We start from the raw sequence: 15,062 nt of genomic DNA on the forward strand, positions 1-15,062 counted from the left end.
TCAGCATGCTCATGAGCGCAGCGTAGTGCGCCCGGGCGACGATGCCTACTAGATGATCATTCGACGTCGCCCAGTGGAACCCGAAAGGGCCAACCCGTGACCTGCGGGGTCAGTCGAGCTCGAGCACGCGCGCGTGCAGCACCTGGCGCTGCTGGAGCGCCGCCCGCACCGCGCGGTGCAGGCCGTCCTCCAGGTAGAGGTCGCCCTGCCACTTCACGACGTGCGCGAAGAGGTCGCCGTAGAAGGTCGAGTCCTCGGCGAGGAGGGTCTCCAGGTCGAGCTGCTGTTTCGTCGTCACGAGCTGATCGAGGCGGACCGGGCGCGGCGCGACGTCCGCCCACTGCCGGGTGCTTTCCCGGCCGTGGTCGGGGTACGGCCGGCCGTTTCCGATGCGCTTGAAGATCACACGGAAAGCCTACCGGTCACGACCTTCCGGGCGCAGCCATGGCGACGGAGTACGACGCTGAAAAAAACCCCACAAGGGGGTACGAACCGGGAACAGGGGCGTGAATATGCCGGACGGTGAGCCCCTGTCATCGGCCCGCCGCTGTTCTCGGTGTTCCTGGGGGCGGTTTCGCGGAACGTGCGCCTGATTCGCCCGAAAGGGGGAGGTGTCGTCGGGATGTTCCGGGCGGCGGAGGCATCGGGTGGCCGCCCCCGCCGCGGGCGGGTCAGCCGCGTTCCCGCCCCTTCGGGGGCTGCTGCGGCTTCCGCGGGTCCGGCTTGGGTCCGGCCTTCGGGGTGCTGCGGACGGCTTCCGCGCGCACCAGGGCGCGCAGGACGGCGTACGGGTCTCGAAGCATGGGTGTGCTCCTCCTGGTTCCGTGCGGGACTGCGGGGACTGAGGGACCGGTGGGGTCCGCTCAGCAGCGCAGGACCTCGGAACGCAGGGGGCGGGGGTCGTGCGGCGGGGTCGGCGGTACGGGCACGGGGTGCGGTGCGGTGCGCGGGGGCCCGGGGCGCCGGAACGGGGTGGGGCGCAGGGGGACGGGGGCGCGGCGGGCGGCCCGGGCCGCCGGGCGCGGGGCGGCGTCGAGGACGTCGCACTCGACGATCGTGCTCTCCCCCGGGACGCCGGCCGCCGGCGCGGTGTGCGCCTCGGCGTGCGCGCCCGGCACGAGCAGGGCGAGCAGCAGCACGAGGACCCGCAGCCAGGCGCTTCGGCGGCTGCCGCGGGGGACGGGCTGCGGTGCGGGGCTCACGGGAGGTCGTTCCCCGGCGCACGGACGTCGTTCATCCCACCGGCCGTGAGATCCGCCCAGTCGGCGTACGGCGGCCCCGGACGGGCGGGGCCGAGGCGACCACGACAGCGGCCGCGAGCAGCCGGCGGCCGCCAAACGGGCCGCTCGCCCCTGGCATGGCGCGGTCCGCCGGCCGGGCCGCGAGATGGCCGGCTGCACCGGACTCCAGCGGCGTACCGGCGGCCGGTCGCCGGGCCTGTCCCGTGTCGTGCGGGGCCCCGGGAGGGGACCGACTTCGGGGGCCCGGGGGCGGGGCTCGGGGGCTCGGGCATGGTTCATGCTCGGGGCGGCCGGGAGGGGGCCGCCAGGCGGGGCGGGCCGGGTGGGTTACGGCTGCTTTCCGGCGGCCTTGGCCGCCTTGGCCGCCGCCTTCATCTCCTGCTTGTGGGCCCGTACCTTGGCCAGCGACTCGGGGCCGGTGATGTCGGCGACCGAGCGGAAGGACTTCTCCTCGCCGTAGGAGCCGGCCGCCTCGCGCCACCCGGTCGGCCGCACCCCGAGCTGCTTGCCCAGCAGGGCGAGGAAGATCTGGGCCTTCTGCTTGCCGAAGCCGGGCAGTTCCGCCAGTCGCTTCAGCAGCTCCTTGCCGGTGCCGGCGTCCTTCCAGACGGCCTCGGCGTCACCGTCGTAGTGCTCGACGAGGTACTGGCACAGCTGCTGGATGCGCTTGGCCATGGAGCCGGGGTAGCGGTGCACCGCCGGCTTCCGGGAGAGCAGCGCGGCGAAGGCCTCGGGGTCGTGCGCGGCGATGTCGTGCGCGTCCAGGTCGTCGGTGCCGAGCCGCTGGGCGATCGTCGCCGGACCCTTGAACGCCCACTCCATCGGGATCTGCTGGTCCAGCAGCATCCCGACGAGCGCGGCGAGCGGACTGCGGCCGAGCAGCGCGTCGGCCTCGGGGTCCTGGGCGAGGTGAAGAGTGACGTCCATGTCCCGATCATCCCCCGGGGCGGTCCGGGCCGCGTCCTCAGTCCGCCGTCCGCTCAGGGCGCCGGTAGTCCGCGGACGCCGTCCCGTCAGGGGCGCCAGTAGCCCAGGGCGTGCACGCGCTGCTTGGGCAGGCCCAGTTCCTTGCGGACGTACGCCGCCAGGGTCCGGGTGGTGGCCGTGTCGCAGGCGATCCAGACGTACGGGTCGGAGGTGTCCCGGAGGAGCCCGGGCAGGTCCGACCTCACGCGGTCGACCAGGTGGGCGCCGGAGTCCTGGCGCGGCACCTTGCGCAGCTCGTGGCGGTCCGGGTCGGTGCGGAACGGCAGGTCGTCGTCGCCGCCCTCGAACCAGACGGTGGCCGGGGCGGAGCCGAGGGCGTCCAGGAGCGAGTTGATGGCCGGGAGCGAGGCCGGGTCGCCGACGGCGAAGACATGCGAGGGCGCCGGGCTCGGGTGTTCGAATCCGGTGCCCTGGACGGTCGCCTCGATGGTGTCGCCGGGCTTCGCCGCCCGGGCCCAGTCGCTGGCGCACCCTTCGTGCAGCGCGAACTCCAGGCTGAAGGTGCCGGCCGCCGGGTCGGGGTCGACCAGGGTGTAGGCCCGCTGGTGCGGCTTGCCCGCGTTGTCGAACCAGAGCCGGACCCACATGGTGGGGTGGACGCCGGTCGTCGCCAGCAGGCCGCCGTCGGTGAAGCGCAGCCGCCGGTAGTCCGGGGTGACGTCCTCCGCGTCCGTCACGGTGAACTCGAAATCCTTCGCGCGCAGCAGTTTGAGGACCGCGCCCTCCCAACCCCGCCCCTGCCCCATCGCGTCTTCACCCTTCACGTACGATTTCGCCACGCATGACTTAGGCAAGCCTAACCTAAAGCAAAGAAGGGGCACAGCGTGGCCACCGAGATCTATCGCGACGCCTGGGGCATTCCGCATCTGCGCGCGGGCAGCGCGGCCGGACTCGCCCACGCCCAGGGCCTCGTCACCGCCCGCGACCGGGCCTGGCAGCTGGAGGTCGAGCGCCACCGGGCGCGGGGCACCTCGGCGTCCTTCCTCGGCGAGAGCGCCCTGGCCTGGGACCGGTTCGCCCGACGCGCCCGACTCGACGACACCGCCAGACGCTGCTTCGAGCACCTGGAGGGACAGGACCCGGAGACGGCCGCCTGGGTGCGGGCGTACGTCGACGGGGTCAACGCGGGACTGGCGCGGGGAGCGGACGCCGCCCCCGAGTTCGCCCGCACCGGCCTCACCCCCGGCCGCTGGGAGCCCTGGACGCCGCTGGGGGTCTGGCTCGCCACGCACATCCTCTTCGCCGGGTTCCCCGCCAAGCTCTGGCGCGAGCACGTCGTCTCCCACCTCGGCGCCCACGCCGTCCGCCTGTTCGCCACCGACGGCCCCGGCACCTCCGGCAGCAACGGCTGGCTGGTGAGCGGCGAGCGGACCGTCACCGGGCGGGCGGTCATCGCCGGCGACCCGCACCGCTGGATCGAGGACCCCGGCGTCTACCAGCAGATCCGCCTCTCCTGCCCCGAGTTCGACGTCGTGGGCCTCGCCGTCCCGGGCGTCCCCGGCATCGCCCACTTCGGGCACACCGGCACGGTCGCCTGGGCCATCACCAACGCCATGGCCGACTACCAGGACCTGTACCGGGAGCGGCTGCGGCGCACCGGTGCCGGGGTGGAGGCGCTGGACCCGGACGGGGTCTGGCGGCGGGCGGCCCGGCACACGGAGGCCGTCGAGGTCGCGGGCGAGGAGCCGGTCGAGGTCGAGGTGATCGAGACCGGCCGGGGCCCGGTGGTGATCGGCGGACCGGAGGGCCTGGACGGCGGCACCACCGACCCCGACCTGCCCCCGGTCGCCGTCAGCCTGCGCTACCCGCCCCGGGTCACCGGCGACCTCGGCTTCGGCGCCCTGCTGCCGCTGCTGCGCGCCCGCCGGGTCGCCGACGTGGACCGGGCCTTCGACCGCTGGGCCGAGCCGGTCAACGTCGTCCAGGCCGCCGACACCGAGGGCGGTGTGCTGCACCGCGTGGCCGGGTTCGTGCCGCTGCGCGCCGAGGCCAACCGGCTGCGCCTGGTGCCCGCCTGGGAGCCCGGCCACGAGTGGCGGGGCCGGCAGGAGACGCCCCGCGCCGGGCTCACCGACGGCGTCGCCGTCATGGCCAACCAGCGCGGCCCGGCGGCACCCCTCGGCGTCGAGTTCGCCCCGCCCCACCGCCACGACCGCATCGCCGCGCTGCTCGCGGGCAAGGAGCGCTGGTCCGCCGCCGACATGCCCGCCCTCCACACGGACACGTACCTCGCCTCCGCGACCGCCCTCCTGGACCACCTGGAGTCCCTCGACGGCCTCACCCCCGAGGCCCGCGCCCTCCGGGACCGGCTCCTTGGCTGGGACCGCCGCATGGACGCCGGCAGCGCCGACGCGGCCCTGTACGCGGCGGTGCGCGGCGCGGTCGTACGGAAGCTGGCGGCGCACCCGGCGTTCGCCGCGCTGGCGACACCGCCGGCGTACCCGGAGGTGTTCCTGCCCTGGATGGCGCTCGTCCCCCGTGTGGGCTTCGCCCTCGAACACCTGCTGGCCGCCGGGGAGCTGTACGGCATCGACCGCCCGGCGGCCGTCCGCGCGGCGATCGAGGAGGTGGCCGCGCGACCGCCGGCCGGGGTCTGGGGCGACACCCACCGGCTCGCCCCCTGGCGGGCGCTGGAGCCGGAGCAGCCGTACGACGAACCGGGGCTGTCCGGCGACCACGACTGCGTGCTGTGCACCTCGGGCGTGCCGGGCCTCACCGACCGCGCCGCCCGGGGCCCGGCCGCCCGGTACGTGTGGGACCTGGCCCGGCGCGAGGACAGCCGCTGGGTGGTCCCGCTCGGCGCCTCGGGCGTCCCCGGCTCGCCCCACCACCGCGACCAGCTCCCCCACTGGCTCGCGGGAGACCTCGTCCCGGTCGTCACCGACTGGGCGCAGCTGACGAAGGAGACCGATGTCTGACCCGTACGCCTCCCGCACCGCCGTCCACGAGCAGGTGAGCGACGGCTTCGGCACCGTCCGCGTGCTGCCGCTGGACCCGCAGGCCGACGCCGGGGTGATCCACGCCTGGGCGCGCGAGGAGCGGGCCGTCTTCTGGGGCATGACCGGCCTCACCGAGCAGCAGGTCGCCGAGGTCTACGCCCACCTGGACACGCTCACCACCCACCACGCCTACCTCGTCGTCCGGGACGGCGACCCGGTCGCGCTCCTGCAGACCTACGAGCCGGAGGCCGACCGCGTCGGCGAGTGCTACGACGTCCGGCCCGGCGACATCGGCGTCCACCTGCTGCTCGCCCCCGCCGGGCCGGACGGCGGGCAGCCCGGCTGGACCGCCCGGCTGGTGACCGCCATCGCCCGGTACGTGCTGCTCGGCCTGGACCGCCGGCGGATCGTCGTCGACCCGGACGTGGGCAACGAGAAGGCGATCGCCCGCTTCCTCAAGCAGGGCTTCACGGCCGGGCCGGTGGTCGTCCTGCCCGAGATCGACCTCCCGGACGTGTACCTGCCGGAGAAGAAGGCCCAGCTCGCCTTCCTCGACCGGGAGATACTCTTCCCCGGGTGACGCCCGACGACCTCATCGCCCACTACGGGCTGGAGCCGATCCCGCGCGAGGGCGGCCTGTTCCGCCAGACCTGGGCCGGACCCGAACGCCCCGACGGCAGACCGGAGGGCACGGCGATCGTCGCGCTCCTCACGGCGGACGACTTCTCCGCCCTCCACCGCCTGCCCACGGACGAGATCTGGCACTTCTACCGGGGCGACCCCCTGGAGCTCCTGCTCCTCGCCCCGGACGGGAGCAGCCGGACGGTGGTCCTGGGCCCGGACGTCCTGCACGGCCAGCACGTCCAGTTCACGGTCCCGGCGGGCACGTGGATGGGCGGCAGGGTGGCCGAAGGGGGTTCCTGGACCCTGTTCGGCTGCACGATGGCCCCCGGCTTCACCTTCGAGGGCTACGAGCACGGAGACGCGGCGGAGCTGGCGGCGAGCTATCCGACAGCGGCTGACAAGATCCAGGGGCTCGGCCGACCTGCTTTTTAGGGGCGCGGGGAACTGCGCGACCAGCCCCCACGCACCCGCACCCGCCGAACCACGCACGCCGAACCCCCGCTGAGCGCTACACCACTCCCATCCGTACATGACCGGGAGCCGTACAGCCCGACCCCGGAGACCCACGTGGAGCGCAATGTCGGACACCCCCGGCGACTTCAGGCCCTGGTGCTGCTCGGCACCGTGCTGGTACTGCTCCTCGGGGGAGCGGCCCCCGCCTCGGCCCACGCGGCCCTCCGCTCCACCGACCCCGACGACGGATCCGTCGTCCAGCGGGCCCCCCGCCACGTCACCCTGACCTTCACCGAGTCCGTGGGGCTGCTCGACGACTCCTTCCGGGTCTTCGGCCCGGACCAGCACCGCGTCCCCACCGGCGAGGCCACCCACGCGGAGGACCGCTCCGACACGGCCCGCATCGCCCTGCCCGGCAAGCTCGCCCAGGGCACCTACACGGTCGCCTGGCGAGTGGTGTCCGCCGACAGCCACCCCGTCTCCGGCGCCTTCAGCTTCTCCGTCGGCAAACGTTCCTCGACCATGCTCCAGGTCGACACCGGCCCGGCCGAGGACCCCCTCACCGGCGGCCTCCACACCACCGCCCGCTACCTCGCCTACCTCGCCGCCGCGCTGCTCGTGGGCACGGTCGCGTTCGCGCTGCTGTGCCGGCCCGCCCGCACCTCACCCCTGCGCCGGCCCGTGGTCGCGGCCTGGTGGACACTGCTGGGCTCGACGGTCGCCCTGCTGCTGCTGCGCGCCCCGTACGAGGCGGGCACCGGCCCGGCGACGGCCTTCGACGCGGACGCCCTCGGCCGCACCCTGTCCGGCCGCCCGGGCCTCGCCCTGCTCGCCCGGCTGGCCCTGCTCGTGCTGAGCGCGGTCTTCCTGGTGTGGCTGGCCCGGCGCCGGGACCGCCGGGAGCCCGTCGCACTCGCGCTGGGCACGGCCCTGGCCGCCGGACTGGCCCTGACCTGGGCGGCGGCCGAGCACGCCTCCGCCGGGATCCAGGTGCCGCTGGCGATGACGTCGTCCGTGCTGCACCTGCTGGCGACCGGGGTGTGGCTCGGCGGTCTCGTGGCGCTGCTCCTGACCCTGCGCCGCTCGTCCGGCGAGGACCTCACGGAGGTCGTGCCGCGCTTCTCCCGGATCGCGTTCGCCTCGGTGATCGTCCTGGCCGTCACCGGCCTCTACCAGTCCTGGCGCGGCCTCGGCTCCCTCTCCGTGCTGAGCGGCACGTCGTACGGCAGGCTGCTGCTCGCCAAACTGGTCGCGGTGACCGCGCTGTTGCTGGCGGCCGGGTACTCGCGGCGCTGGACGGCGCGGATCGCCGCACCGGCGGCCACCGCCCGGACGGCCGTACCGGCGCGGGTCCCGCAACCGGTCGGCGCACCGGCCGAACCCGAGGAGCGGAACAGTCCTGACACGGTGGCGGGCGACTCGGACGGCCCGGGCGACTCCGACAGTCCGGACGCCCTGCGCCGCGGCCTGCGCCGCTCCGTCCTCGTCGAAGTCGCCGTCGCCGCCGCGGTGTTGCTGATCACGACCGTGCTCACCGGCACCCTGCCCGGCCGCGCCCAGGCCGAGGCGGCGCGGCAGGCCCCGGCGGGCACGCTGCCGCCCACCACCCAGGTGACGGTGCCCTACGACACGGGCACGGGCGCCGTGACCGGCCGCGGCAAGGTGTGGATCACCCTGGACCCGGCCCGGGTCGGCGAGAACGGCATCCAGGCCGTGGTCCACGGCTCCGACGCCGGGCTGGTGGTCATCCCCGAACTCCGCGTCACCTTCAGCCTCCCCTCCCGCGACGTCGGCCCGATCGACGCCGAACTCACCGACCGGGGCGGCTACTGGAGCACCAACGCCGTCACCCTGCCGCTCCCCGGGACCTGGACGATGAAGACGACCGTGCGGGTGTCGGAGGTGGACCAGGTGACGGTGGAGAAGCAGGTGCGGATCGCGCCCTAGGCAGCCCCGGTGCCGCCGTCGGCCGGTCGCCGTCGAGGAGCCGGGTCATGGTCTCGGCGGCGCGGACGGCGGCGTCGCCGCAGCAGTTGTTGAACAGGACGTGGACCCGCTCGGTCCGCTCCGCCAGCCGGCGCACGCGGGGCAGCCACTCGGCGAGTTCGTCCTCTCCGTAGGCGTGCCGGAACCGGTCCTCCTTGCTGCCGGTGCCCCAGGCGGTGCTGCGGCCGTGGAACCGCACGACGGACAGCCGAGGCGAGGTCACGGGCGTCACGGGCGGCACGGAGGACGGCAGCGTCTGCGTCATGTCGACGGCGACCGCGGCCATGCCGTACCGGGCGAGCAGCGCGCTCGTCGCCTCGTCCCGGCCCGGCTCCCACCAGGACGGATGGCGGAACTCCACGGCGAGGGGCCAGCCCCGGGTCCGCTCGGCGCACTCCCGCAGGAACTCCTCCGCCCGCGGCCCGGGCCGGAACCGGGGCGGGAACTGGAACAGCACGCTCCCGAGCCGCCCGGCCTGCCGCAGCGGCTCGATCCCGGCCGCGAACCGGGCCCACACCTCGTCCAGCACCGCCGGGTCCCGCGGGTCCGCCGGCAGCCCGTCCGGCATCACCGCCTGCCGGGTCGGATGCCCGGTCAGCAGCGAGAACGCCTTCACGTCGAACACGAACCCGTCCGGTGTCCGCCCGGCCCACAGCCGACTGTTCCGCTCGCTCGGCAGCGCGTAGTACGACGCGTCGACCTCGACGACCGGGAACCGCTCGGCGTAGTGCCGTAACCGCCCCTCGGCGTCCCGCCGCCCCGGCGGGTACCAGCCGCTGCCGACCAGCGCGCGGTCGGTCCAGGAACACGTGCCCACGAGGATCTCGCCCATGGGGGAGCGGTTACCCGGGCCGGGCGGCGGCAGGCTCCCGCAGCCCGGCCGCCGCGGGACGGTGAAACCCCCTCAATAGGGGTAAACAGGTGATAATTGCATGTATCCGGGGTCAGTAAGCGGGGGTCATGGCTGATGCCCCGCGAGAGCGAGATGACCGACATGGAGCAGCCCGTCACCCTCGGCCGGATCACCCGGCCGTCCGGAGAAGAGCCCGAGGCCCGCGAGGTCCTCGAGGCCCTCGTCGGCGAAGCCCTCACCGCCCGCGTCACCCTCGACGACCGCGGCACGGTGACGGGCTGGAACGCGGGCGCCGAGCGGCTCCTCGGATACTCGGCCGGGCAGATGACCGGCCGCCGCGCCGCGGACCTGCTGGCCGAGCCGATCCCGGTCCGGGGCGGCATGCCCGCCCTCGCCGGGCTGCCCCGCTGGAACGGCGACGTCGCGCTCCGGCACCGGGACGGCCGCAAGCTGACGGTGCGGATCCTCGCCCACCACCGGGAGCCCGGCACCGGCGCCCCCGCCTGGCTCATCGTCTCCGCGCTGACCGGCTGGCAGCCGCGGCCCGGCCTCGACGACGCCCTGGTGGGCTGGAGCTTCGCCCAGTCCCCGTGCTGCGCCATGGCGATCTACGACACCCGGCTGCGGCTGCGCCGGGCCAACGCGGACATGGAACGCGCCGTGGCGCTCACCGAGGACGAGATGCGGGGGCTGCGCGTCAGCGAGATCGTCGACAACGAGGCCGGTGTCCAGGCGGAACAGAGCATGGCCCGGGTGCTGCGGACCGGGGAGCCGCAGTACGACGAGAACTACCTGCGCGCCCCGGGCGAGGACCACGAGCACGCCTGGTCGGCCTTCACGTCCGCGCTGCGCGACCCCGAGGGCGTGATCCAGGGCGTCTGCCTCTCCGCGCACGACATGACGGAGCAGTTCCGGGCCCGCCAGCGGCTCCAGCTGATCGCCGAGGCCGGCCGGCGCATCGGCAGCACGCTCGACGTGACGCGCACGGCCCAGGAGCTGGCGGACGTGACGGTCCCGGTGCTGGCCGACTTCACCGGCGTCGATCTGCTGACCGAACTGGACGACCTGCACGAACCGCCCGCGCACCCGGTCCCGGCCGACGGGCCGCTGCTGCTGCGCCGCGTCGCCCTGCGGTCGGTGACCCCCGGGGCGCCGGAGGCGGTCGGGGCGGTCGGGCGGGTGGAGTCCTACCCGGAGGGCTCGGCGCCCTTCGAGAGCCTGCGCACGGGACAGCCCGCCGTGCACGCGGTGACCGACGCGGCCGTCGCCGGGTGGCTGGCACGCGACCCGGCCCGTGCCGCCCGGGTCCGGGCGTTCGGCGTGCACTCGATCATGACCGTGCCGCTGGCCGCCCGCGGCACCACGCTGGGCGTCGCCTTCTTCGCCCGGTACCGCAGCCCCGGGGCGTTCCGGCACGACGACGCGGTCCTGGCCGGGGAGCTGGCGGCGCGGGCGGCGGTCAGCATCGACAACGCCCGCCGCTACACCCGGGAGCGGGCCACGGCGGTCACCCTCCAGCGCAGCCTGCTGCCGCGGCGGCTGCCCCGGCAGGCGGCGGTCGAGGTCGCGTCCCGCTATCTGCCGGCCGGCGCGCACGCCGGGGTCGGCGGCGACTGGTTCGACGTCATCCCGCTGTCCGGGGCGCGGGTGGCGCTGGTCGTCGGCGACGTCGTCGGCCACGGCCTGCACGCCTCGGCGACCATGGGGCGGCTGCGCACGGCCGTCCGCACCCTCGCCGACATCGACCTGCCCTGCGACGAGCTCCTCACCCACCTCGACGACCTCGTGGCCCGCCTGAACACGGAGGAGGAGCGCGGGGCGGAGTCCACAGCGCCCGCGGACACCCCCGGGCCCGCTCCGTTCCCCGGGCCCCCGGAGCCGGCCGGCTACCCCGAGACCTCCGCCGACGTCGGCGCCACCTGCCTGTACGCCGTCTACGACCCCGTGTCGCGACACTGCTGCTTCGCCGGCGCCGGGCACCCCGTCCCGGCCCTGGTCAGCCCCGACGGCACCGTCGAACTCGTCGGGCTCCCGGCCGCGCCCCCGCTCGGCGTGGGCGGCCTGCCGTACGAGGCCACCGAGGTCGAGATCCCCGAGGGCAGTCTGCTCGCCCTCTACACCAACGGCCTGGTCGAGAACCGCGACCGGGACATCGACACCGGCGTCCGCAAGCTGCGGGAGGCACTCGCCCGCCCGGCACCCTCGCTGGACGCCCTGTGCGACACGGTCCTCGCCGACCTGCTGCCACGGCGCCCGGCCGACGACGTGGCCCTGCTCATCGCCCGTACCCGCGCGCTCGACGCCGGCCAGGTCGCCACCTGGGCGGTGCCCGACGACCCCTCCGCGGTCGCCCAGACCCGCAAGGACGTGGTGGCGCAACTGGAGCGCTGGGGGCTGTCCGACGCCGTCTTCGTCACGGAACTGGTCGTCAGCGAGCTCGTCACCAACGCCATCCGCCACGCCGAGCCGCCGATCCAGCTCCGCCTGATCCACGACTCCACCCTCATCTGCGAGGTGTCCGACGGCGGCAACACCGCACCCCACCTGCGGCGCGCCCGCAGCTACGACGAGGGCGGCCGCGGCCTGCTCCTGGTGGCCCAGCTGACCGAGCGCTGGGGCACCCGCCAGGGCGCCACGGGCAAGACCATCTGGGCGGAACAGTCCCTGTCTCTCCCGTCTCTCCAGTGAGGAGCCACCGGCCATGACCACATCCACCTCCCACCGGGCCGTCCGCACCCCCGTCCAGCGGGTCGCCCAGCTGTTCGGCCTCGTCTTCCTGCTGGTCGGCGTGCTGGGCTTCATCCCCGGCATCACCACCGACTACGACTCCATGGAGTTCGCCTCCCACGAGTCGGGCGCCGAGCTGCTGGGCCTGTTCCAGGTGTCGATCCTGCACAACCTCGTGCACCTGGCCTACGGCCTCGCCGGTCTCGCCCTTGCCCGCACGGCCGCCGGGGCGTACGCCTACCTGATGGTCGGCGGTGCCGTCTACCTGGTGCTGTGGGTCTACGGCCTGTCCGTCGGCCACGACAGCGACGCCAACTTCGTGCCCCTCAACACCGCGGACGACTGGCTCCACTTCGTCCTGGGCATCGCCATGATCGGCTCGGCCCTCGCCCTGAGCCGCCGCACCGCCCGCACCCGCGAGACCCGCTGAGGCCCGGGGCCACCGGCGTGCAGACCTTCCTCCCCCACCCCGGCTTCCGGGACTCGGCCCTGGCCCTGGACCGCCGGCGGCTCGGCAAGCAGCGGGTCGAGGCGCTGCAGGTCCTGCGGGGCCTGATCGTGCCCGGCTACGGCTGGCGCAGGCACCCGGCCGTACGGATGTGGGCCGGGTACGAGGAGGCGCTGGTCCGCTACGGACTGGAGGTCTGCCGCGTCTGGCGCGAGCTGGGCCACCAGGACAGCTGCGCGGCCACCCTGGTCGCCGACCTCGCCGCGGCCCGCCCGCACGCCCCGGTCCGCGACCAGTCCGTGCTGGCCGCCGAGGGCGAACTCCCGCCCTGGCTGGGCGACGCCGGCTTCCACCGCAGCCACCGCTCCGCCCTGGTCCGCAAGGACCCCGCCACGTACACGGAGCTGTTCCCCGGCGTCCCCGACGACCTTCCCTACGTCTGGCCGGCGTCGGACCGGCAGCCGTAAGCCCGGCAGTCGGTAGGCCTGGCAGCCGTAGGTCCGGTTTTCGCAACTTCCTTCCATGCGGCCCCCGTTGTCGACCGGATGGTTCCGTGTTCCACTGGATCTTTTCTGGCACATCGGTCACCGGTCACCCGTCCGCGGGCGGGCAGGTACTCCATGGGGGGTCCGTGTGTGAAGAACTGGGCTTCGAGAAACTCCTCGACGAGGAGGGCTTCTTCGCTCGTCTGTTCGGCCGGGCTCCGTCGGGTGCCGGCAAGGACCCGCTGTACGGCCCCGACCTCCCCGTGGTGCTGCTCACCGGCGGCCCGGGCATGGGCAAGGGCCGGCTGCTGCGCGCCGTGCGGGACCGTTTCGCCGCCAAGGTGCCGGTGATCCACCTGGACTGCGCCTCCCCGGTGTACGCGGACCGCGCGGACCCGGAGCCCGGCGCCCGTTCGGCCGCGACCGAGGCCCTGGTCGAGGTCGCCGGGCGGCTGAGCACCTGGCAGGGCACGGGCGGCTCGTTCGCCTTCCCGCGGCTCTTCACCGGCCTCGCCGTGATCGCGACCGGCGTCGCGGAGGGCACGCCCGAGGCGGTCGCGACCGAGGCCGAGCGCTACGAGAACCTGCCCCAGAAGCAGCGCCTGCGCGGCCTGGCCACGGGCGACTTCTGGCGGGGCGTGCTGCGCGGCGCCATCCGCAACCTGCTGACGACCCTGTCCGGGCAGGCATTCGACCCGTACTCGGCGGCCGTGAGCAACGCCCTGCTGGACGCCCTCTTCGAGCGGCTCGCCCCCCGGGGCAGGGCGGAACTGGAGCGGATCTACGGCGCCTACCCCGGCGCGGCCGGCCAGCCCCGGATCGGGCTGCGCATCCTCGCCGCCGACTTCCGGGCCGGCGGCGAGGCACGGGAGGTGGCGGAGAGCTTCCTCTTCCGGGCCCTGCGCGAGGACCTGGAGGCGGCGTTCGGCGGGCCGGCCGGCTGGCTGCGCCGGGTCGGCCGCCCCGGCCTGCTGCTGGACCACGCCGAGGCGCCCCTGGGCGAGCGGCTGCTGCGCGCCGTCCTCACCGACCGCCGGGGCGGGCAGCGCGACCGCGTCGTCATCGTGGGCACGGCCCGCCGGTCCGACGGCGGCGCCTTCCTGCACGGCGGCCTGCCGCCCCGAGAGGTGACGCCCCCGGCCGAGTACCGGCCCGCCGACGGCGCCCCGCCCGACTGGACCCGGCGCACCGACGAGGGCGCCGACCGGGCCCCGCTCGCCGACGGCGTGCTCCTGCTGCGGATGCCGCTGCTCACCGGCGACCAGCTCCGCCGGGAGACCGTACGAAGACAGCGGTACGCCGAGCCGGAGGGCGGCGCCAACCGCCGCCGCATCGACGCCGCCGTGGCCCGGCTGAGCGGCGGCCGGCCCCACACGGTGATCCGCCTGGCCGCCGCGGCGGCGGCCTTCCGCATGCCGGCCGACGCCAACGACCGGGACATCCTGGACGCCCCGCTGCGCCTGCCCGGCGACGACGCCACCGAACGCCCCGTCGCGGAGGTGCTGCTGCGGGAGCTGGTCCTGGACCAGTTACCGGTCCGGCTCCCGACCGAGCACCACGCCCACTGGCTCGACCTCCTCACCCACCTGTCCGTGGCCCACGACACCGAGTGCGCGGACGTCCTGCTCCGGCACCACCAGTCGGGACACGTCCACCACCTGACCGCCCACCACGTCTCCCGGCTCCTCACCGACACCGGCTGGCCCACCTGCGAACGCCACTTCATCGGCGACTTCGGCCTCCGCCAGCTGCTGGTGCACCGGCTGTACGGACTGCGCCCCGGCGGCGCCGCCTGGTACGCCGACCACCATCTGCTGCGCGACCACTACGCCGAGCGCGCGGCCGGCCCGGACACCCCCTCGGCGGGCGGCGCCTTCCGCTCGCTCACCGCACACCGGATGAACCACCACCTGGTGTCCGGCGGCGCCGACGACGTCGTCAGCCACCTCGCCGCCACCCTCCCCGGCCGCCCCCGCCAGTGGTGCGCCGAACTCCTGGAGATCGCCCAGGCGCCCTACCCGGGCGGCGCCGACGCCCGGCGGGAGCGCGCCCAGGGCCTGGTCCCGGCGGAGGGCCCGCCGCTGCGCCGCACGGTCGACCAGCTGCTGCACGCGGTGTGGCTGTGCGAGGAGCGGACCCGGCCGACCGGCAAGGAGACCGCACGCACCCTGGCCAAGCTGCTGGACCTGCTCTCGATCATGGACTTCGACGGCGCGGGCCTGCTCAGCAGGACGGCGACGGACTGGAGCGCCCTGGCGGAGAATGAGCAGCCCCTGCTGCGCTGCACCTGCACCGAACAGCTCCGGCGAAGGAGATAGC

At 75.0% G+C, this 15,062-nt stretch carries 14 protein-coding genes; 8 read left to right on the forward strand and 6 right to left on the reverse strand.

Annotated elements, in window-relative coordinates:
• Positions 1-109: 109 nt before the first annotated feature.
• From ABZ386_RS30445 to ABZ386_RS30465, 5 genes are all read right to left on the reverse strand, one after another.
• The gene (locus ABZ386_RS30445) at positions 110-406 is read right to left on the reverse strand and encodes a type II toxin-antitoxin system VapB family antitoxin (RefSeq protein ID WP_004943146.1); all 297 of its coding nucleotides are present in this window, start codon (positions 404-406) and stop codon (positions 110-112) included.
• Positions 407-671: 265 nt separating this feature from the next.
• Positions 672-803, reverse strand: a complete 132-nt coding sequence (locus ABZ386_RS30450) for a hypothetical protein (protein WP_269803208.1) — start codon at positions 801-803, stop codon at positions 672-674.
• A 60-nt stretch (positions 804-863) separates the two neighbouring features.
• Positions 864-1,202 carry a hypothetical protein gene (locus ABZ386_RS30455; RefSeq protein ID WP_358966751.1) on the reverse strand — a complete coding sequence of 113 codons (339 nt, stop codon included), beginning with the start codon at positions 1,200-1,202 and terminating at the stop codon, positions 864-866.
• 366 nt (positions 1,203-1,568) lie between these two features.
• Positions 1,569-2,168, reverse strand: coding sequence for an HhH-GPD-type base excision DNA repair protein (locus ABZ386_RS30460; protein ID WP_358966754.1), 600 nt, complete (start codon positions 2,166-2,168; stop codon positions 1,569-1,571).
• An 86-nt stretch (positions 2,169-2,254) separates the two neighbouring features.
• A complete protein-coding gene (locus ABZ386_RS30465; protein ID WP_351347960.1) occupies positions 2,255-2,974 on the reverse strand; it encodes a siderophore-interacting protein in 720 nt (239 codons plus the stop codon).
• Positions 2,975-3,052: 78 nt separating this feature from the next.
• Here ABZ386_RS30465 and ABZ386_RS30470 point away from each other — a divergent pair, with 78 nt between their 5' ends.
• The 4 genes from ABZ386_RS30470 (at position 3,053) to ABZ386_RS30485 (ending at position 8,191) form a co-directional block, all read left to right on the forward strand.
• Positions 3,053-5,146, forward strand: a complete 2,094-nt coding sequence (locus ABZ386_RS30470; RefSeq protein WP_358966757.1) for a penicillin acylase family protein — start codon at positions 3,053-3,055, stop codon at positions 5,144-5,146.
• The gene (locus ABZ386_RS30475) at positions 5,139-5,747 is read left to right on the forward strand and encodes a GNAT family N-acetyltransferase (protein ID WP_351347844.1); all 609 of its coding nucleotides are present in this window, start codon (positions 5,139-5,141) and stop codon (positions 5,745-5,747) included. The genes ABZ386_RS30470 and ABZ386_RS30475 overlap by 8 nt, the downstream gene beginning before the upstream one ends.
• Positions 5,744-6,223 carry a cupin domain-containing protein gene (locus ABZ386_RS30480; protein ID WP_358966760.1) on the forward strand — a complete coding sequence of 160 codons (480 nt, stop codon included), beginning with the start codon at positions 5,744-5,746 and terminating at the stop codon, positions 6,221-6,223. The genes ABZ386_RS30475 and ABZ386_RS30480 overlap by 4 nt, the downstream gene beginning before the upstream one ends.
• A gap of 177 nt (positions 6,224-6,400) precedes the next feature.
• A complete protein-coding gene (locus tag ABZ386_RS30485) occupies positions 6,401-8,191 on the forward strand; it encodes a copper resistance protein CopC (RefSeq protein ID WP_358966837.1) in 1,791 nt (596 codons plus the stop codon).
• On the opposite strand, the gene ABZ386_RS30490 is transcribed toward ABZ386_RS30485, so the two are convergent.
• Positions 8,091-9,062, reverse strand: a complete 972-nt coding sequence (locus ABZ386_RS30490) for a DUF72 domain-containing protein (protein ID WP_355727475.1) — start codon at positions 9,060-9,062, stop codon at positions 8,091-8,093. The genes ABZ386_RS30485 and ABZ386_RS30490 overlap by 101 nt on opposite strands.
• Before the next feature lie 162 nt (positions 9,063-9,224).
• Between ABZ386_RS30490 and ABZ386_RS30495 the strand changes: the two genes are divergently transcribed.
• From ABZ386_RS30495 to ABZ386_RS30510, 4 genes are all read left to right on the forward strand, one after another.
• On the forward strand, positions 9,225-11,771 hold the full coding sequence (locus ABZ386_RS30495; RefSeq protein ID WP_358966840.1) for a SpoIIE family protein phosphatase: 2,547 nt from the start codon (positions 9,225-9,227) through the stop codon (positions 11,769-11,771).
• A gap of 13 nt (positions 11,772-11,784) precedes the next feature.
• Positions 11,785-12,240: a DUF4383 domain-containing protein gene (locus ABZ386_RS30500; protein ID WP_351347850.1), complete on the forward strand. Its 456-nt coding sequence runs from the start codon at positions 11,785-11,787 to the stop codon at positions 12,238-12,240.
• A gap of 17 nt (positions 12,241-12,257) precedes the next feature.
• Positions 12,258-12,725 carry an MSMEG_6728 family protein gene (locus tag ABZ386_RS30505; protein WP_356503503.1) on the forward strand — a complete coding sequence of 156 codons (468 nt, stop codon included), beginning with the start codon at positions 12,258-12,260 and terminating at the stop codon, positions 12,723-12,725.
• Positions 12,726-12,889: 164 nt separating this feature from the next.
• On the forward strand, positions 12,890-15,061 hold the full coding sequence (locus tag ABZ386_RS30510; RefSeq protein WP_358966764.1) for a hypothetical protein: 2,172 nt from the start codon (positions 12,890-12,892) through the stop codon (positions 15,059-15,061).
• Position 15,062 lies beyond the last annotated feature (1 nt).

It is taken from the genome of Streptomyces sp. NPDC006140 (assembly GCF_040628815.1).
Classification (GTDB): Bacteria; Actinomycetota; Actinomycetes; order Streptomycetales; family Streptomycetaceae; genus Streptomyces.

Bases quoted from the DNA above. Each gene is read 5' to 3' on its own strand.
- ABZ386_RS30450 (WP_269803208.1), bottom strand. From the start codon at position 803: ATGCTTCGAGACCCGTACGCCGTCCTGCGCGCCCTGGTGCGCGCGGAA.
- ABZ386_RS30460 (WP_358966754.1), bottom strand. From the start codon at position 2,168: ATGGACGTCACTCTTCACCTCGCCCAGGACCCCGAGGCCGACGCGCTG.
- ABZ386_RS30465 (WP_351347960.1), bottom strand. From the start codon at position 2,974: ATGGGGCAGGGGCGGGGTTGGGAGGGCGCGGTCCTCAAACTGCTGCGC.
- ABZ386_RS30475 (WP_351347844.1), top strand. From the start codon at position 5,139: ATGTCTGACCCGTACGCCTCCCGCACCGCCGTCCACGAGCAGGTGAGC.
- ABZ386_RS30490 (WP_355727475.1), bottom strand. From the start codon at position 9,062: ATGGGCGAGATCCTCGTGGGCACGTGTTCCTGGACCGACCGCGCGCTG.
- ABZ386_RS30495 (WP_358966840.1), top strand. From the start codon at position 9,225: ATGGAGCAGCCCGTCACCCTCGGCCGGATCACCCGGCCGTCCGGAGAA.
- ABZ386_RS30500 (WP_351347850.1), top strand. From the start codon at position 11,785: ATGACCACATCCACCTCCCACCGGGCCGTCCGCACCCCCGTCCAGCGG.